This is a genomic window from Acinetobacter sp. AND/436 (assembly GCF_049546925.1).
Classification (GTDB): domain Bacteria; phylum Pseudomonadota; class Gammaproteobacteria; order Pseudomonadales; family Moraxellaceae; genus Acinetobacter; species Acinetobacter indicus.
In genome coordinates, this window is sequence record NZ_JBMXBO010000010.1 from 1 (window position 1) to 17,498 (window position 17,498).

A 17,498-nucleotide genomic window follows, 5' to 3' on the forward strand; every position below is an offset into this window, starting at 1 on the left:
TCTTTTGATTTCCTTTTTAAATCATAATTTTATTGTATATAGGCAAGCCCAATCATTAGCGATTGGGCTTTTTAATTCATATTTAACGTTCCACGCTTCATTTTGGTACAACTTTGGATGAATTTATTGAGTTGAGCTAATCAATTTTTTTCTTGAATTAACTTTGCTGTGCCACAAACTTCTCAATCGCTACCCGTGCAATCTCCGCATCTTCAAACGACTTCACACCCGACACACCCATCGCACCGACGAGCTGCCCTTGATACATAATCGGTTCACCACCTTCTAGCATCCCTGAAAATGATTCCATGGTCAGGAAGCCCATCTGACCGCCTTTGATAATATCTTCAAACAGTTTGGATGCATGGCGACTCATGGCAGAACATTTGGCTTTTTCGATGGCTAGATTTGCAGTCATTGGTGCTGCCCCATCCATACGTTTCATGGCCAGTAAACTGCCCGTTTCATCCACCACGGCAATACTGACATTAAAGTTATGCTGTATCGCATATTGATGCGCTTCATTTAATAGAAATTCAGCATCACTTAAAGTCAAATAATGTTTGGTTTTCATTTTGATCTCGAATTAACTGAAGCTTCCCTCTCCTTTTAGGAGAGGGTTAGGGAGAGGTCAAATTTACGCTTTCATCTCAGCAAAAGTGGCTTTTGCCGCCTGAATAGTAAACTCGATATCTTCATCGCTGTGCGCGCTTGAAATAAAGCCGGCTTCAAATGCAGATGGTGCCAGGTTCACGCCACGCTCTAACATGCCGTGGAAGAATTTACGGAAAGCGTCGACATCGCATTTCAGCATCGAATCAAAGCTGGTGATATCGTCCTGATCGGTAAAGTACAGACCAAACATTGCACCCACTTGCTGGGTCTTAAACGCGATACCGGCTTCATCTGCCGCTGCCTGTAAACCGGCCAGCAGTTTTTCCAGTTGTGCTCTTAATTTTTCATAGAAGCCTGGCTCACGCAGATGTTTAAACATCTCGATACCGGCACGCATCGCCAGCGGGTTCCCCGACAATGTTCCGGCCTGATACACCTTACCCAGTGGTGCAATACATTCCATCACTTCGCGTTTACCACCGAAAGCACCGACCGGTAAGCCGGCACCAATGATTTTACCCAAGGTGGTTAAATCTGGGGTAACGCCATAATGCGCCTGCGCACCGCCTAAGCCAACACGGAAACCGGTCATCACTTCATCAATAATAAACACCGAGCCATGTTCATCACAGACATCACGAATGGCTTGCAAGAAACCATCAATTGGCGCAACCAGGTTCATGTTACCGGCAACCGGTTCCACAATCACCCCGGCAATTTCTGAACCAAACTTGGCAAAGCATTCTTTTAAGGTGGCAATATCGTTATATGGCAGGGTTAAGGTGTGTTTGGCAAAATCCGCAGGAACACCGGCAGAGGTCGCTTCACCCTCACCTTTGGTTAACAGGCCAGAACCGGCTTTCACCAGTAATGAATCTGAGTGACCGTGGTAACAGCCCTCAAATTTCACGATCTTGTCACGGCCGGTATAACCACGTGCCAGACGAATCGCGGTCATGGTGGCTTCTGTACCGGAGTTGGTCATACGCACCAGTTCAATTGATGGCATGATGTCACAGATAATATCGGCCAGCGTCGTTTCATGAACAGTTGGCGCACCAAAACTTAAACCGTCTACTGCAGCATCCTGCACCGCTTTAATAATCGCTGGATGGGCATGACCCAAAATCATTGGCCCCCATGAACCGACATAATCGACATAGCGTTTACCATCTACATCATATAAATATGCGCCTTGGGCTTTTTCAATAAAGACCGGCGTGCCGCCTACACCATTGAACGCACGTACCGGTGAGTTCACGCCACCTGGAATATGTTTGCTGGCTTGTTTAAATAATTGTTCTTGCTTTGGAGATAGGCTCATGAATCGACTCAACTCAAAATAAAATCAGACAAAAATTTCGGCTTAAACCGCCTTTTTAAATAGTTCAGACCAGTCATATACGCGTTGAGCAACGGTATGCATCGGACGACCTAATATATCACTAATCACCGCACAAAGGTCTGCACCGGCATCAATCACCTGCTGACCATTTTCAACGGTTAAACCACCAATCGCGCAGATCGGTACATTCAGTTTTGCTTTGGCCTGCTTTAAGGTTTCTAGACCAATATTGCCGGCTTCCGGCTTAGTATCGGTGGCGAAAATTGCCCCAAATGCCACATAGTTAGCGCCATCGGCAATGGCCTGCTCTGCCAGTTCAAGTGAATTGTTACAGCTGCGGCCAATCAGGACATTCTTTGGTAAACGTGCCGCGGCTTCGACAATTGAGCCATCATCTTGACCCAAATGCACGCCAACACCATATTTTACCGCAGCTTCCAAATCATCATTAATCACAAATGGCACTTTGTACTGTGCACACAATGATTTCATATATTCAATTTCATAAGCCTGATCTTCTTTTGCCACCTTTTTACGGCGATATTGCAAGACTGCAACTTCATAGGTCGCCATTGCACCTTCAAGTTTGGCTAAAAGCAGTTCAATCGGATCATCATTGGTAATTAAATATAAGCCACGCATTTTGCCTGCCTGAAACACCTCAAAAAATTGGCTCTCATTATTACATAGTTACAGCTCAAGAGCAGGCCTTGCCTGTATTTTCGCTGATGCTTTGTTTCAGTTCAGATTTTTATGCAAAATCCCTAGTATTGGGGATAGAGTCAGCGCCGGTTTCGGTATTTACTAAGACTCTCAATAATAACGATATAAGTTGTTGTTTTTTATTTTTTTATATCAATAACAACCAACGTGCATTCATGGTCTCATGGACGTACTAGAATTTGATGCCAGGACGCATTTGGGGAAATGTGATCAAACGCTAGCACGTCCACACTCTTTTGACTCTCTTCATTCTTTTTATTTCAATGATTCCAGCTATAAAAAAAGCCCGGAGAAAGGTCACTCCAGGCTTGGAAAGTTAAAAACTGATGTCATCAAAGTGTCATACACTCTGCATTGCTTCAATTAATAGAACATTCACTCTACAATTTCAATGAATTTTTTGACTATTCATCTTATTTTTGACCGAAAGTTTTAGTTTTGCTCGAAAAATGAAGATTAGCTGTCAATTTTATCCAGTGCGCGGTCTTTAAGACTTAGGTTGCCACGCAGAATGTCGGCAAACATTCGCCAGTCAGAAATAAAGCTATACAGTGGCTGTTTAAAGCTGGCTGGCTTGTTTTTTTCAAAGAAAAAATGACCGACCCAGGCGCAGGCATAACCAGCCACCAGTCCATAGACAAAGTAGCGTGGCTTCCGCTGCCTGACCATTTGCGTCAGGCAGATCAGGCCGATACCACTGCCCAGCATATGCAGACGCCGGCTCATGATATTGCGGTGTTCGGTTAAATAAAAACGATAAAACTCGTGATAATTTTGAATTGGACCTTGAGGCGTGTCATCCGGTTTTTTTGCCCATTCGGTGTTGAGGGGTGCGTTCATATTCATCATCCTGATGCTTTGTTCTTGCTCAAATTACCGCATTTTCTGTACAAATAAAAGCCACTTTGTTCGCGCTATTTTTCTGGCTGCTTTTTTCAGGACAGATTTTGGTTACAATCAGAAGCCTTAAACAATGAACGCCTTTTCTGGACACTTGATAATAATTTGGTATAGCGGCGTCATCTGCCAGAAAGCCAATTTTTTGCTGTATTGCTCAATTTTTTAGGACCAATTGAATGACCGAGATTGAATTAAAATTTCAAATTCCTGATGCGCGCCGTAATGCCTTACTCAAAGCGCTGGATCCTAAGAAATCTGAAAGCATTTCGCTGCAAGCCCGATATTATGACACTGCCGATCGCCTGCTGGCACAGCATGGTATTGCGCTGAGACAACGCTTGGAAGGCACTCGCTGGGTGCAGACACTAAAAGCCGGTAAAACCCATATTGAACGTTTTGAACATAATCATGACCTGGGCGAACTGCACCAGCTACCTGCGCTTAATTTAAGCATTTACGATGCCGCTCCTGAAGCCAGACAGCTACTAGATACAGTCCTCACGCAGACTGAAAGCCCGCTGCAACTGCAATTTGAAACCGATATTACGCGTACTTCGCGTGTTATCCAGCTAGATGAAGTGGAGATTGAAGCCAGTTTAGATGTGGGCTGTATTCGCAGTGGTGAACGTGAATATCCCGTCCATGAAATTGAGTTTGAATTAAAATCCGGTTCAGTGCAGGCACTGCTGGCCTTCTGTTTTGAATGGGTCAAGAAATACCAGCTCTGGTTAGATGTGCGCAGCAAGGCCGAAATGGGCAATTTGCTGGCTTTAGACTTACAAGTCAGCCCGCCGCGTCTGGCTGAAGAATTCCGTTTAAATAAAAAAGCCTCAGCCGATCAGAATTTAAGACTGTTAATTGCCCAGCAATTGCAGCATTTACTACCGAACATTGCGGCTATTTCAGCGGGTGTTAATGAAGCCGAGCATATTGTACAGGCGCAAAATGCACTGAATCAGCTGTATTTAACCGTGCATTTGCTCAAAGACTGGAGTGCGTCTATTTCGGAAAAATGGGCCAATCAGTTACTGGCGTTTAGACAGCAGTTTGACCAGCTGCAACATTTAGAGCACATGCAAAATACCCTCGGCACCTTTTTGCAGAATCCGAATACCGCCTCGAATCTGGCCAAAGATATTTTATATGCTAAAGAGAAACTGGCCAATCTGGTGAAATCGACCCAGAATGTACATCATTATCTGGAACTGTTGATGTTTAGCCTGGATGAAGATGCCTCCCACCCTGCGCAGGATTTAAAACAGGCCGCCCAGCAGACTTTGCAACATCAATATAAATTACTGCAAGAACAGCTAAACCAGACCAGCCTGACCGATTTTGACAGTCTGGATCAACTAGCGCAGAAAATTAATGCCCTGAAATTTATTTTCCCGGTACTCACCACGATCTATGATGTTAAAAACCTGCAAAAGTACAGCAAAGCCCTGAACGATGCCCAACTGGCCGCGCAGGAATATCAGGTTCTCTCCTCCGCTGCGCTGTATATCCAGCAAACTGAGCTGGAAGCCAGCGACTGGTTTGTACTCGGCTGGCTGACCGCAAAACAGGAAGTCCATGCGCAAGCTTTGCTGGATGCCACCGAACAATTCCTGGTCAGCCGCAAATTTATTAAGTAAGTTCAGCCACTCTCCGCTCCGGCCAGACAAAAGAATACGCTTTATGGCTACTTTTTATGCATGGCTTGGCCTATAGTAAGGTCAATCAAGAATAAAAATTGCAGGAGTTGGTTATGGCGGAAATCGAACTGAAATTTCAGGTGCCGGTGCATCAGCGCCGCGCCTTTGAAAAAGCCATTGCCAAGAAAAAAGCCGTGCCAATGCAGCTGTGGGCCAAATATTATGACAGTCCTGAGCAGCAGCTGGCACAGCATGCCATCGCCCTGCGTCAGCGTCTGGAAGGTCAACGCTGGTGTCAGACCTTAAAAGCACCGGGGCAGCATCATTTTGAGCGTTTTGAACTGGAACTGGCCCTCGGCCCAGATGAACCGGAGCAGCTGGATCTAAGCCTGTATCAGGAACATAAACAGGCGCAAACCTTGCTAAAACAGGCGCTGGAGCTGAAAAAGGCCGATTTAAAAAATACCGGTCTGGAGCTGCAATTTGAAACCGATGTGCAACGCCTGATTGTGCTTGAACAAGTCAAAGACAGTGCAATTGAACTGGCGTTTGATCAGGGCGAAGTCCGCACACCAACAGCACAAAGCGATATTTACGAAGTCGAGTTTGAACTGAAACATGGCGATGTTAGCGACCTGATTGATTTTGTGCAGCCATGGGTAAAACGCTATCAGCTCTGGCTTGATGTTCGCAGCAAATCACAGCGCGGTCAGATGCTCAAGAATCAGCAGGACATCTTGCCCGTTCAACATCGAACACCTTTTAGCCTCGATAAACATGATTCGAGTAGCCGCGCGCTGGCCAAAATTGTCAGCAACTGTCTGACTCATTTATTACCAAATGCCACGGCGATTGCCGACAATCATTATCAGAGTGGTCATGTACATCAGGCCCGTGTGGCCATTCGCCGTTTACGCAGCGCGCTGAAAATCTTTGGTCACTGGTCCGAACAGGTACAACCCGAATGGCAAGCGCAATTGGCAGAACTGTTCCGGCAACTTGGTTCCACCCGCGACCGCGATGCGCTGAGTGAAAGCCTGATGCCACGTCTGGCCAAGGCCGGCTCTCCCCTCGCGGAACTGCCAGCAAGTAGCGAAAGCAGCGATGAAATTGATGCACTATTTCGCGCGCCAGAAACAGTGCGCCTCTTGCTGGAGCTGCTACAGTTTAGCCAGTGCACAGCACATGAAGATGATCAATCGCTGAAAAAACAGGTACGGAAACAGCTTGCAAAAATGCACCGGCAAATTTGTCAGGATGCCGTGCAGTTTGAACATCTTGACAGTGAACAGAAGCACCGCACCCGCAAACGAGTCAAACGCCTGCGTTATTCAGTCGAGTTTATTGCCTCTTTATTTGAAGCGGATGCCGTCAAACAGTATCTGAAAGCACTGAAACCGGCACAGGAATCTTTGGGGCAGTTTAATGATCTGGTGGTGGCCGAAGCCCTGTTTCAACATGAGGTTCAGCAAAACCCACAGGCCTGGTTTGTTCTGGGCTGGATTGCTGCCGAGCAAAAGCATGTTCTGGCCGAAGCCCAGCAGCATTTGCTGGAATTTACCCGCAGCAAAACCTTCTGGTCGGACTAAAGCCCAGCACGGAGATAATCATTTAGCGGTACTTGCCAAATACCTTCCAGGTACCGTTATCGGCCAGCGGATCATGATAACTATCGCTCCGCTGCTTGCGCGGTTTTTCCCGGGCATCCACCAGCTGAAAATGCGGTTCGACACTCAGCACAATACCGTTGACATAAAAACGAGTGCGGGTGTATTCACTTTGCCCATGCTGAAACACATAGGTACGCAAATCAATAAACTCACGGTGTGCCACCAGTGCGGCGCTGTCGTCACTCTCCAGCCACTGTTTCATCGCCAGCATCTGCGTAGCATCAAACTGGCCGCACTTTTCCATCAAGCTGGCCAGACCGCGAAAAGTTTTTGATTCTTTGGCCCGGGTTTTATTAATCCGGATTCGGTCAACATGAAAGAAAAATAAAGGCAGGTTTAAGTGACTTGGCAGATGAATGGCAGCCAGCACTTCATCTTCCATAAAGGGCTGAAACAGCTCTTGTGCCCGCTCAATCAATCCGGACCATTGCTGGAAATAGGCTTCAACTTCAGCCGGATTGCCATAATAAATTGGCAGCCCTTCTACATTGGCCAGATGTACCGGCGGCCAGATGTTTTGTCGCAGCAGCGCAATATCACTTTTTAGACTTTGAACCGCAATTGCATCTTGCATCGTGATTCCTTTTTCTTGCTTAGGCTATTTTTAGAGTAAGACAAAGGTTTAGTTTCTGCAAGGCTTTGCCTATAATTATTGTTTATGATTTTAGCTTAGGAAAAATTCATGGTTCAAAAGATTGAAGCAACCGATGTTACCGAAGAAGAAGCGTTAAATGCTGCTTTCTTTGAACGTGCTGATGAATTTATCAAACAGGCCAACGAATTTTGTCGCGTCGAAAAAGGCTCACAGGAACAACCAGCGGAAAAACGCGGTCAGGTCAGCGCTGCCATGTTGTTCGGCACGGCGCGTTTTAATACCTGGGTCGCAGCCAATAACTTCAAAGATGGTGAGGAAATGCGTGCTGCCAAAGATCAGGTCATGTCCTACATTTTGCAGCAGTTCCAGATGATGCTGGAAGACAATTATGATGAATACTGTGAACAGTTCGAGAACTATTTACGTTTCCGTCGTAATGAAGAATTTCACAGCAATAAACACAAACATGATCACGATCATTAAATTGCTAAAAAAAGTCCACCCTGTTGGGCTTTTTTAATGTCATCTTTTCGATAAATACCCTTTTCTTTTTTGCAGACTTGGCTTTGAATAAAATAGACATCTTCAAGGATCAAACCAACCTGCTATGCAAAATCTTGGATTTGCACTGATTGATGCGCATATTCATCAATGGGACCCGTATAACACACCACACAGCGCACGCTTGGCGGTCAAGCTGCTGGGGAAATATCCACGCTTACTGGATAAAACCATCCGTACGCTAAAATCCAAAGCGCTGATTGACACCCTGGGACATACCCAGCATGTCACTGCCCCCTATTTGCCCGAGCATTATTGCCGCGATGTCGGCTTTTATCCGGTTGAAAAAGTGGTGCATGTGGAGGCCAGCTGGCATGACCACAAAGGCAAAGGTGTGGTTGGAGAAACCCGTTTTATTGAGTCGCTGGATTTTACCAAAAATGGTATCCAGCTGGGTGCAGTGGTGGCCACGGCCGACCCGCGTGACAGCCAGTTCAAGCAGATTCTGAAAATGCATCAGAAAGCGGCGCCGCAACATTTTCGCGGGATTCGTAAAATGGCTGCGGTTCATGAAGATAAAGACATTTATGCCTGGGCCGATGATCCGCATTTATACCGTGACAAAAAATTTCTGAAAGGCTTTGAACTACTGGCACAGCATAATTTAAGTTTTGATGCCTGGGTCTATTCCAGCCAGCTGGAAGATGTGATTGCCCTGGCAAAACAGTTTCCGGAAACCTCAATTGTGCTGGATCACCTCGGTACACCGGCCGGTCTGTTTGGTCCGGTCGGCTCGCATACCGGTATTACCCAAACTGCGCGCGACAATATCCTGTTTCGCTGGCAGGAAGACCTGGCTGAACTGGCGCGCTGCCCGAATGTCTATACCAAATTGTCGGGGCTGTTTATGCCGGTACTGGGCCATCAGTTTCACCAGCAGCAACGGCTGGCCTCAAAACAGGAAATTATTGATTTAACTGCCCCGCTGATTCAGCACGCGCTGAAAAGTTTTGGTATGTATCGGGTGATGTTTGGTTCCAATTTCCCGATGGATCGGGTCAGCAGTGACTTAGTCACGATTATTGATGCCTTTAGCGATGTGGTGGCGACGTATCATCCGCAGGCATTAGCGCAGGTGTTCCATGATAATGCCAAACAATTCTATCGGCTCTAATTCTCTATGATAAATTCACCTCATACTTACTCATAGCACCTATAAGGATTGCTGGCAGATGGGATCAGTGCCAACATAACCGGCTTCATAAAAATCTCCCGTTTAGGGAGATTTTTTATATGAATGATCTGTAATCAGCACTTATTTTACCGGCTGACCATATTGATCAGCCATGACTTCGACCCAATGTTGCGGCAGCAGATATTTCTGGATCACCGCATCAATATCGGCTTTGCTGAGTCGGGCAATGGCCTGATCACGTTTTTCCCGATACGGTAAATCACGGTCAAGTTCCAGCTGTGCCACCAGCATCCGGTGAATACGGCGCTCATCTTCCAGCGCTGTGACACGCTGTTTCAGAATGTCAGCCTTGGCCGCCGCTACTTCCTGTGCAGTCACGCCATTTTTGCGCAACTCCTGAAAGACTTTATGTACCGCCTGCGACAACTGCGCCGCTTTACCGGCAGTATAGTTGGCACTCACACTGAGGGCACCAGAATTTTCAAAGCTGCTTAAACTGAGCGAACTGCCAAAACTGTAGACCAGCGCATTTTTTTCACGCAGCTCTTGCGCCAGACGTGAGGTCAGTTGTGAGTCCCCTAAAATATGACTCATGACCATTAATGCGGCTGCATCGGGATGATCATTTCCCACGGGCAGGGTCATCACGCCCTGATAACTGCCAAACTCACGCTGTTCGGACAGTACATGCTGTTTTTGCGCCGCATAGCTGTTATACGGCACGCTTAAACGCTGATACGGCTGTGCTCCGTTCCAAGTGGCAAACTGCTGTTGCAACAGCTTGAGAACCGGCTTGGCCTCATAATCGCCGGTAATGGCAATCCGGGCATGATCCATGGCAAAAAACTGCCGATACAGCTGTTTGACTTTCTCATTGCTGGCCTGGGTCAACTGCTGCTTGGCAAATTCCGGCTCGAAGTGATAACGCAAATCTCCCGGCTGATAACGCTCGATCAAACGTGCCATATTTAAGGCAGCCACGGTTTCCGGCTCGGTATACGGCCGGTCCAGACTGGCCAGACTTTGTGCCTTGATCAGATCAAACTGGGCCTGTTCAAACAGCGGCTTTTTCATGATTTCCAAGACAAATCTGAAAAACTCATCAAATTTATCTTTTTTGGCCACAATCGAAATGGCCACGCCATTGCTATTGGCCTGTGCCGAAGCTGAACCACCGGCGTCAATCGATTTGTCGGCAATATCCTGCAGGCTGTACTGATCTGAGGCACGCAGCATTAAATAGGCCATCAGGTCAATAATCTCGCCCTGATTAAACAGCGATTTTTCATTGCCAAAATCGACTATAATGGTGGCGTAGGTTTTATCGTCCCGGGTCGAGGTAGGAAACAGTGCATATTTCATGCCATTGGCCAGTGTGCCACGCTGGATTTTGGCTTCAGTCTGGCTTAAGGCCTGTTTGGATGTGTGCAGATACTGCTGAATTTCCTGCTCATAGCTGCTGATGTCTTTGAGTGGCTCGGCCTGTACATCCATTTGATCGAGGGTTTTCAGCGGTTCAGCAGCCTGCTGTTGCTGGGCCTTTTTCTGCTCTTCTGGTGTCGGCTGAATATGCCCGCGCATACGATGTTCAGGAATCAGGAATTGCTGTAAACGTGTATTGACCTGATCCACCGTTAAGGCCTGTAATTCCTGTTGATGGACAAAATACTGTGCCCAGTTGCCCTGCTCCGATACCACATAATCACTTAGCATACCGGCAAGAGCACTGGCATTGCTAAACAGACTGTCCTGGCTATTGCGAATCAGGGTTTTGACCCGGTTCAGCTCGGTCTGATTAAAATTTTTGCCCTGCTCGACACCCTGCTGCAAGGCAGTTTCAACCTGCTTGGCATTATGAGTCGGTGCATACAAGGCACCCATAAAGACCAGATTAAAATCCTGATCCAGCCAGGTGGTCGATTGCACCATGGTGCTGATACCGGTTTCAACCATGCCCTGATACAAATGCCCGCTCGGCTGCATGGTGTATAAATACGGCGCCAACGCCAGAGCGGTTTTATGCTGGCCGTTCTGACCATTTAAATAGATATTGAACTTGGCCAGCTGGCTGCCTTTTTGCACTAAAAAATCCCGGTTTTTGATGGTACGGGCATCCAGCACTGGCACCTTGACCTGTGCCGGAATCTGGCGTTTGGCCAGCGGACTAAAATGCTGATCAATCTGCTTGAGTACCTGCGCTTTATCAAACTTGCCGGTCAGCACCATCACGGCATTATTCGGTGCATACCAGTTACGATAAAAACGCTGCAATTCCGGCATCTGAATCGACTGCAACTCATTCAGATCACCAATCGGTAAACGGCCCAGATACTGGTTGCCATAGGCCGCTTTCCAGACCTGATCCATTAACACCGCATAGGGCTGATCCATACGCACTTCGCGTTCACGCTTCACAATCGCAATTTCTGCCGGCACAAATTTTTCTTGCAGCACCAGCTTGTCCATACGCTCGGCTTCAAGATAAATCATCTCATTAATGGCTGTCTGATCTGGGCGGATGGTGTTCAGATATTTGGTCGAGTAGTAATCGGTGCTGGCATTATTGCTTAAGGTGTACTGGTTTAAACGGCGCTGGAATTCATCTCCCGGGACATTCTGGGTGCCTTTAAACGCCAGATGTTCCAGTAAATGCGCCATACCGCCTTTGCCTTGGGGATCATTCAGGGAACCGGTAAAGTAGATGGTACTCATCACCACTTTATTTTCTTTGGCATTCGGCGCCAGAATCACCCGAAAACCATTATCCAGCCGGTATTCTTCAATCTGCTGATCAGATTTTACCAACACCGGCTGGGCAAATGTCGTAGCCCCCACACCCATGATCAGCAAAGACAGGCTGAGCTGTTTAAACCGCATTAACATAATTTTTTCAATACCTTTTACCTGCTGCAGCTGCTTGCATGACTGCAGCATTAAATTGTTTGTTGTTGTGACTTATGTTTGAAAATCACCGGCATACCCAGCGTGATTTCCCTGTTCTGTTTTAATCTAAAAATAACTCGGCCACCAGATATAATTTGGCATAACCGGAAATTTCAATACGCTGCTCTGCTTGTAAGGCACAGTACAGCATTCCACCTCGCGCCGAAGCCTGATAAGCCACCAGTTCAGTTTTGCCGGTTTTTTCTGCCCATAACGGCGCCAGACCGGTATGCATGGAACCAGTCACCGGATCTTCATCAATCCCTTTATGCGGGGCAAAGTAGCGAGCAATATAGTCATAGTCCTGAGAGGGCGCGGTCAAGGCCACATCTAGGTCTGTCGCGGTAATTGCGGTGCTGACCTGATGCAGCTCTGCAATCTGCCGGATTTTGGCCAGATCGGGCTGGGCGGCTAACACTGCCTGCTCAGATTCCAGTACCAGAATATAGGCCTGTGCATTTAAATAGACTTCCTTAACCGGCTGATCAATCACATCCAGCAATTGCGCCGGAAATTCATCTTGCAGTACCGGCACACGGGTTGGAAAATTCATGCGGATTTTGCCATCATCATCTTGCGTGACAATAAAAAGACCTAAATTTTTGACATGAAAATGAATGGTTTTGGCGCGGGTATAATCCTTAAACAGTACAAAGCTGCTGGCCAAAGTGGCATGGCCGCAAAAATCGACTTCAACTGTGGGGCTAAACCAGCGAATCTCGAAATTTTCAGCATCCATCGGCTTGACAAAGGCAGTTTCGGAAAGGTTATTTTCCAGTGCAATATTCTGCATTAAAGCGTCATCAAGCCAGTCTTCGACCACTATTACTGCAGCCGGATTTCCCTTAAATAATGCTGTTGTGAATGCATCAACCTGATACATTTTCATGAATCTGTCTCCCGCTGTATTTTGTGCTTTTTCTCAAGCATGCATCAATGATATAAGTTTTAACACCCGGCACAATGCAGAATTGTTGTTTTCCTGCATATCTCTGGAATGATCTCTGATTGAAGAATAAAAAAATATGACGCTCCCTGCTGATCTGCAAACTGTACCTTTGGAAAAGGCCTATCGTTTGATTAATCATGGTCCGACCGTGCTGGTGTCTGCGCAAGATCAGCAGGAAACCGATGTCATGGCTGCAGCCTGGGCCTGTGCGCTTGAGTTTAATCCTGCCAAAGTTACGGTAGTGCTGGATAAAAGCACCAAAACCCGCGCCATCATTGAACAGTCAGGTTATTTTGCCTTGCAGGTACCGACCTTAAAACAGCTCAAGATGGTGCATCAACTGGGAAGCATCAGCCTGTTTCAGGAACCGAACAAGCTGGACCGCTGTGGGGTCGAGCTGTTCCAGTTTGAGCATTCTCCTGTGCCGACAGTGGCCGGATGCGCCGCCTGGCTGATCTGTGAACTTATTCCGGAGTCGCACAACCAGCAAACCCATGACCTGTTTATAGGCAAAGTCATTACAGCCTATGCCGATCAGCGGGTATTTCGTGACGGGCACTGGTATTATCATGAAGTGGCCGATGAATGGAAAAGTATCCACCATATTGCCGGCGGGCATTTTTATAGCATTGGTCAGCCGGTTTCAGTGGAATAAACAGCTGTTAGATTAGCAAACAAATTGGCCAGATCAGCGCGCAACTGTAATAGCCCGCGCGCCATACAACAATATTTTACGCATAATAAAAAGCGCAAGGAATCTGCATGGATGCACAGCAACGCCGCCTCAGCCTGTTTTTACTGCTGGCCACCTGTTTAGGTATCGGTATTTTTCGTTTTTCTTATACCGCCTTATTACCCAGTACCCGTCTGGCTTTTGAATGGAGTAGCGAGTTTGCCAGCCTGTTAGGCAGCGCCAATTTACTCGGTTATTTAATTGGTGCGGTCTGGGCCATGCGCTTAAACCGGCAGCTATTAAGCTGGATTCAGGCCGCGGCCTTTCTCGGCAGTTTAAGTTTATTCTGCTGTGCGTTCGCCGGTTTTGAGGGCAGCTGGTATCTGTTCTGGCGAATATTGTCCGGCATCTGCGGTGGTTGGCTGATGATTCTGGCGCCGAGCGTGGTTGCGCAGCACTGTGAATTGCAGCATCGGTTTAAAATTAATGTGATTGGTTTTAGTGGCATCGGACTTGGTGTGCTGCTCGCCACATTATTTTTGCCCTATTTAGATCATATCTCCACCTCAAGCGCCTGGCTGATTTTATGTGCCTTTGCCGTGCTGTGCAGTCTGGGTTTAATCCTGCTCAAACCCAAAGCCCTACCGGTTAACATCCAAAGCCAGCCTCAAAGCGCTGCTGCTGTGCCCATCAATAAAAAAGTCTTTGCCAGCCTGCTCTTGGTGTATAGCTGTAGCGCGTTTTCCTATGTACCACACTCACTCTTCTGGATTGACTATTTAAGTCAGGTGCAACAACTCAGCCTGTTCTGGATCAATAGCCACTGGATTTTATATGGCCTGGGCAGTGCCTGCGGAGCGGCCTGTGCCTATTTTCTGGCAAAACAGCTCGGCAATTTCAAAGCCCTGAAAATCCTGTATTGCCTGTATGTGGCGGCCATTTTAGCGGCAATCGCCCCTTGGTCAGTGATGACCTTTCTGTCTTCCTTTTTTACTGGCCTGCTGAATCCGGCGGTGGTGTTTCTGACCTCTTATACCCTGCTCCAGCTGTATGGTCTGGCCTATAAAAAATTATGGGGCATGGCTACTTTATGCTTTGCCAGCGTGCAGCTGATAGGAGGCTTAAGCTTTAGCGGCTTACAAGTCGCCGGCTGGTCCTATCCGCAGCAGTTTTTACTGGCCGGTGCGGTTCTGGCACTGGGAAATCTGTATTTTATTTGCAGACTGCCGGCCACCAAAACCCCAGTTTCTACAATCGAGGTAAACTGATCCCATTTATTCATCGGTCAGTTCTTGTACCAAATAGGGATAAGGATTCACGGCGCCTTGACCACTGAGATAAATCCCATAATGCAAATGTGGCGGTGTATTTTGAGCATTGCCGCTATTACCGACATAACCAATGATTTCACCGGCTTCAATCCAGTCGCCTTCCTGAATCTCCGCTGCATAATCCTCTAAATGCGCATAATAATGATGGCTTAAGCCCGGACCAATCACCCAGACCACTTTACCCCCAAGGTTGTTGGTGCCCACCCGCGATACAATTCCAGCCGTGGTTGAGCGTACCAGCGTGCCGCGTTTGGCAAAAATATCAGTGCCTTCATGCCGACGCCCTTCACTGCGCGCCGCACCCCAGGTATCACTGATCTGCCTGGCCTGCACACCTTCTACCGGGACCGGTAAAGGCGCCATGAATTCCTGCTGTTGCAATTTCAGATACAGCATCGGATAGCGCATACCGGCGGCATCACCCGAAGGCGGTGGCTGACAGCCGACCAGCAGCACACTCAAACTTAAGCCAAGCGCCAGACCGGCGAGCCGTTTAGAAATCAAGATATTCATGGCACCTGCATCATCAAGGGATGACTTGATCTTAAGGTCTGCTCAGGGGTAGATAAAACACGGTTTTTGTACAGGTTTTGCTGATCTGGGTTTGGAGATGATTCCTCTGCTGCTTTCCGATCTAGATCGTCATGGGCTATATAGATATGACAAAGGCTCTCATCATGAGAGCCTTTGTCAGTAAATCAATTTAAAAACCTATCTGCGCCTTTAGGCGATGAAAAAGTTTTTAAATTGGGGGGCGACATCATTGCTGACGTTGGTTTTTCTGTTTTTGATTTTGTTGCTGCTGATTTTGTTGACGTTGGTTTTGCTGATTCTGTTGATTCTGCTGGTTTTGTTGATTAGCCATTTCATATCACTCCTGTATCAGTTCGATATGTCGCACAATATGTACAGGTATTACTCTACCGGGTTTTGTTTTTTGCCCAAGTCATAAGCTGTATCAAATTGCCTCAATGTAATTGGGCACAGGATTATCCATTACAAATTAAGTGAAAATAGTTTTACTATTTTACCTTAGTCACCCAAAGCATCACTGTGGTTACTTGTCATTACATTGACACAAATGGATGAGAAGATAAGGCATAAAAAACCCGCGTTAAACGCGGGCGGTTGCATCAAATAGATAGCGTTTTATTGGTCCATCTTGTCAATAATCGCCTGACCAAACTCAGAGCAGCGCAGCAAGGTGGCATCTGGCATCAGGCGTTCAAAATCATATGTCACCGTTTTGGCTGCAATCGCACCGGATACACCCCGAATAATCAGATCGGCCGCTTCAGTCCAGCCCATATCGCGCAGCATCATTTCCGCAGACAGAATAATCGACCCCGGATTGACCTTGTCCTGCCCAGCATACTTTGGCGCAGTGCCATGGGTGGCTTCATACATATGAATTGCCCCGCCAATATTGGCTCCCGGTGCAATGCCAATCCCGCCGACTTCTGCCGCCAGTGCATCTGAAATATAATCCCCGTTCAGGTTTAAGGTGGCAATGACCGAATAATCTGCCGGGCGCATTAAAATCTGCTGTAAAAAGGCATCGGCAATTACATCTTTAATCATAATCTCTTTGCCGGTTTTCGGATTTTTCAGCTTCACCCACAGCCCGCCATCGAGCAATTCGCCGCCAAAACGCTCCAGCGCCACTTCATACCCCCATTCCTTAAAGGCGCCTTCGGTATATTTCATGATGTTGCCTTTATGTACCAAGGTCACACTCGGCTTGTCATTATCAATCGCGAACTGGATGGCTTTACGCACCAGACGCTGAGTGCCTTCTTTGGAGACCGGTTTAATCCCAATACCACAGTTTTCTTCAAAGCGGATTTTGGTGACACCCATTTCCTCTTTCAGGAATTTAATAACTTTTTTCGCTTCCGGTGAATCGGCTTTCCATTCAATCCCGGCATAAATATCTTCCGAGTTTTCCCGGAAAATCACCATATCGGTCAGTTCCGGATGTTGCACCGGTGAAGGCACGCCTTCAAACCAGCGTACCGGACGCACACAGACATACAGGTCCAGTTCCTGACGCAAGGCCACATTCAATGAGCGGATCCCACCACCAACTGGTGTGGTTAGCGGCCCTTTAATCGACACCACAAATTCACGCAAGACCTCAAAGGTTTCTTCCGGCATATAGGTGCCATAAATCTTGTTGGCCTTTTCGCCGCAATACACTTCCATCCATTCAATCGCACGTTTGCCACCATAGGCTTTTTGTACTGCCGCATCCACCACGGCTTTCATAGTCGGGGTAATATCCACCCCAATCCCGTCACCTTCAATAAAAGGGATAATCGGATTGTTCGGCACATTCAGGGATAAATCTGCATTTACCGTAATTTTGCTGCCATCTGCAGGCACGACGATTTTCTGATAACCCATAATCCTTGCTACTCCCTG

Annotated in this window: 16 protein-coding genes; 7 read left to right on the forward strand and 9 right to left on the reverse strand. The window is 47.2% G+C overall.

The window, feature by feature from the left end:
- Positions 1-157 precede the first annotated feature (157 nt).
- The 4 genes from ACPEPR_RS09110 to ACPEPR_RS09125 all read right to left on the reverse strand — a co-directional run bounded on the left by ACPEPR_RS09110 (position 158) and on the right by ACPEPR_RS09125 (position 3,523).
- Positions 158-574 (reverse strand): GlcG/HbpS family heme-binding protein, encoded by a 417-nt coding sequence (locus tag ACPEPR_RS09110; RefSeq protein ID WP_180036664.1) that lies wholly within the window; start codon positions 572-574, stop codon positions 158-160.
- Between the two features lie 63 nt (positions 575-637).
- Positions 638-1,939: a glutamate-1-semialdehyde 2,1-aminomutase gene (gene hemL / locus ACPEPR_RS09115; RefSeq protein ID WP_423562338.1), complete on the reverse strand. Its 1,302-nt coding sequence runs from the start codon at positions 1,937-1,939 to the stop codon at positions 638-640.
- 42 nt (positions 1,940-1,981) lie between these two features.
- The gene (gene thiE, locus ACPEPR_RS09120) at positions 1,982-2,602 is read right to left on the reverse strand and encodes a thiamine phosphate synthase (RefSeq protein WP_016659151.1); all 621 of its coding nucleotides are present in this window, start codon (positions 2,600-2,602) and stop codon (positions 1,982-1,984) included.
- A 537-nt stretch (positions 2,603-3,139) separates the two neighbouring features.
- Positions 3,140-3,523 carry a DUF962 domain-containing protein gene (locus tag ACPEPR_RS09125; protein ID WP_016659152.1) on the reverse strand — a complete coding sequence of 128 codons (384 nt, stop codon included), beginning with the start codon at positions 3,521-3,523 and terminating at the stop codon, positions 3,140-3,142.
- A 236-nt stretch (positions 3,524-3,759) separates the two neighbouring features.
- Between ACPEPR_RS09125 and ACPEPR_RS09130 the strand changes: the two genes are divergently transcribed.
- The gene (locus tag ACPEPR_RS09130; RefSeq protein ID WP_423562339.1) at positions 3,760-5,217 is read left to right on the forward strand and encodes an inorganic triphosphatase; all 1,458 of its coding nucleotides are present in this window, start codon (positions 3,760-3,762) and stop codon (positions 5,215-5,217) included.
- Positions 5,218-5,330: 113 nt separating this feature from the next.
- The gene (locus ACPEPR_RS09135; protein ID WP_423562340.1) at positions 5,331-6,806 is read left to right on the forward strand and encodes a CHAD domain-containing protein; all 1,476 of its coding nucleotides are present in this window, start codon (positions 5,331-5,333) and stop codon (positions 6,804-6,806) included.
- Between the two features lie 22 nt (positions 6,807-6,828).
- On the opposite strand, the gene ACPEPR_RS09140 is transcribed toward ACPEPR_RS09135, so the two are convergent.
- On the reverse strand, positions 6,829-7,461 hold the full coding sequence (locus ACPEPR_RS09140; RefSeq protein WP_423562341.1) for a hypothetical protein: 633 nt from the start codon (positions 7,459-7,461) through the stop codon (positions 6,829-6,831).
- A gap of 108 nt (positions 7,462-7,569) precedes the next feature.
- Between ACPEPR_RS09140 and ACPEPR_RS09145 the strand changes: the two genes are divergently transcribed.
- Positions 7,570-7,965 (forward strand): DUF3144 domain-containing protein, encoded by a 396-nt coding sequence (locus tag ACPEPR_RS09145; protein ID WP_005178954.1) that lies wholly within the window; start codon positions 7,570-7,572, stop codon positions 7,963-7,965.
- A 124-nt stretch (positions 7,966-8,089) separates the two neighbouring features.
- Positions 8,090-9,157: an amidohydrolase family protein gene (locus ACPEPR_RS09150; RefSeq protein WP_160241186.1), complete on the forward strand. Its 1,068-nt coding sequence runs from the start codon at positions 8,090-8,092 to the stop codon at positions 9,155-9,157.
- 141 nt (positions 9,158-9,298) lie between these two features.
- Here the strand turns inward: ACPEPR_RS09150 and ACPEPR_RS09155 are convergent, their stop codons facing one another.
- Both ACPEPR_RS09155 and ACPEPR_RS09160 read right to left on the reverse strand, forming a co-directional pair.
- Positions 9,299-12,061 carry a M16 family metallopeptidase gene (locus ACPEPR_RS09155; protein WP_423562342.1) on the reverse strand — a complete coding sequence of 921 codons (2,763 nt, stop codon included), beginning with the start codon at positions 12,059-12,061 and terminating at the stop codon, positions 9,299-9,301.
- Between the two features lie 121 nt (positions 12,062-12,182).
- Entirely contained in the window at positions 12,183-13,010 is an 828-nt protein-coding gene (locus tag ACPEPR_RS09160; RefSeq protein ID WP_005178958.1) for a PhzF family phenazine biosynthesis protein, read from the reverse strand.
- Positions 13,011-13,146: 136 nt separating this feature from the next.
- On the opposite strand from ACPEPR_RS09160, the gene ACPEPR_RS09165 reads away from it, so the two are divergent.
- Entirely contained in the window at positions 13,147-13,725 is a 579-nt protein-coding gene (locus tag ACPEPR_RS09165) for a flavin reductase family protein (protein WP_423562343.1), read from the forward strand.
- Between the two features lie 107 nt (positions 13,726-13,832).
- Positions 13,833-15,011: a YbfB/YjiJ family MFS transporter gene (locus ACPEPR_RS09170; protein WP_168405073.1), complete on the forward strand. Its 1,179-nt coding sequence runs from the start codon at positions 13,833-13,835 to the stop codon at positions 15,009-15,011.
- Between the two features lie 6 nt (positions 15,012-15,017).
- On the opposite strand, the gene ACPEPR_RS09175 is transcribed toward ACPEPR_RS09170, so the two are convergent.
- Positions 15,018-15,587, reverse strand: a complete 570-nt coding sequence (locus ACPEPR_RS09175) for a M23 family metallopeptidase (protein ID WP_423562344.1) — start codon at positions 15,585-15,587, stop codon at positions 15,018-15,020.
- 174 nt (positions 15,588-15,761) lie between these two features.
- Here ACPEPR_RS09175 and ACPEPR_RS09180 point away from each other — a divergent pair, with 174 nt between their 5' ends.
- The gene (locus ACPEPR_RS09180) at positions 15,762-15,935 is read left to right on the forward strand and encodes a hypothetical protein (RefSeq protein WP_423562345.1); all 174 of its coding nucleotides are present in this window, start codon (positions 15,762-15,764) and stop codon (positions 15,933-15,935) included.
- Between the two features lie 288 nt (positions 15,936-16,223).
- Here ACPEPR_RS09180 and icd read toward each other — a convergent pair whose 3' ends face one another.
- Positions 16,224-17,480: an NADP-dependent isocitrate dehydrogenase gene (icd, locus tag ACPEPR_RS09185; RefSeq protein ID WP_423562346.1), complete on the reverse strand. Its 1,257-nt coding sequence runs from the start codon at positions 17,478-17,480 to the stop codon at positions 16,224-16,226.
- Positions 17,481-17,498 lie beyond the last annotated feature (18 nt).

Excerpts from the sequence above, each read along its gene's own strand:
- ACPEPR_RS09110 (WP_180036664.1), bottom strand. The coding sequence starts at position 574 with ATGAAAACCAAACATTATTTGACTTTAAGTGATGCTGAATTTCTATTA.
- hemL (WP_423562338.1), bottom strand. The coding sequence starts at position 1,939 with ATGAGCCTATCTCCAAAGCAAGAACAATTATTTAAACAAGCCAGCAAA.
- thiE (WP_016659151.1), bottom strand. The coding sequence starts at position 2,602 with ATGCGTGGCTTATATTTAATTACCAATGATGATCCGATTGAACTGCTT.
- ACPEPR_RS09125 (WP_016659152.1), bottom strand. The coding sequence starts at position 3,523 with ATGAACGCACCCCTCAACACCGAATGGGCAAAAAAACCGGATGACACG.
- ACPEPR_RS09130 (WP_423562339.1), top strand. The coding sequence starts at position 3,760 with ATGACCGAGATTGAATTAAAATTTCAAATTCCTGATGCGCGCCGTAAT.
- ACPEPR_RS09135 (WP_423562340.1), top strand. The coding sequence starts at position 5,331 with ATGGCGGAAATCGAACTGAAATTTCAGGTGCCGGTGCATCAGCGCCGC.
- ACPEPR_RS09140 (WP_423562341.1), bottom strand. The coding sequence starts at position 7,461 with ATGCAAGATGCAATTGCGGTTCAAAGTCTAAAAAGTGATATTGCGCTG.
- ACPEPR_RS09145 (WP_005178954.1), top strand. The coding sequence starts at position 7,570 with ATGGTTCAAAAGATTGAAGCAACCGATGTTACCGAAGAAGAAGCGTTA.
- ACPEPR_RS09150 (WP_160241186.1), top strand. The coding sequence starts at position 8,090 with ATGCAAAATCTTGGATTTGCACTGATTGATGCGCATATTCATCAATGG.
- ACPEPR_RS09155 (WP_423562342.1), bottom strand. The coding sequence starts at position 12,061 with ATGTTAATGCGGTTTAAACAGCTCAGCCTGTCTTTGCTGATCATGGGT.
- ACPEPR_RS09160 (WP_005178958.1), bottom strand. The coding sequence starts at position 13,010 with ATGAAAATGTATCAGGTTGATGCATTCACAACAGCATTATTTAAGGGA.
- ACPEPR_RS09165 (WP_423562343.1), top strand. The coding sequence starts at position 13,147 with ATGACGCTCCCTGCTGATCTGCAAACTGTACCTTTGGAAAAGGCCTAT.
- ACPEPR_RS09170 (WP_168405073.1), top strand. The coding sequence starts at position 13,833 with ATGGATGCACAGCAACGCCGCCTCAGCCTGTTTTTACTGCTGGCCACC.
- ACPEPR_RS09175 (WP_423562344.1), bottom strand. The coding sequence starts at position 15,587 with ATGAATATCTTGATTTCTAAACGGCTCGCCGGTCTGGCGCTTGGCTTA.
- icd (WP_423562346.1), bottom strand. The coding sequence starts at position 17,480 with ATGGGTTATCAGAAAATCGTCGTGCCTGCAGATGGCAGCAAAATTACG.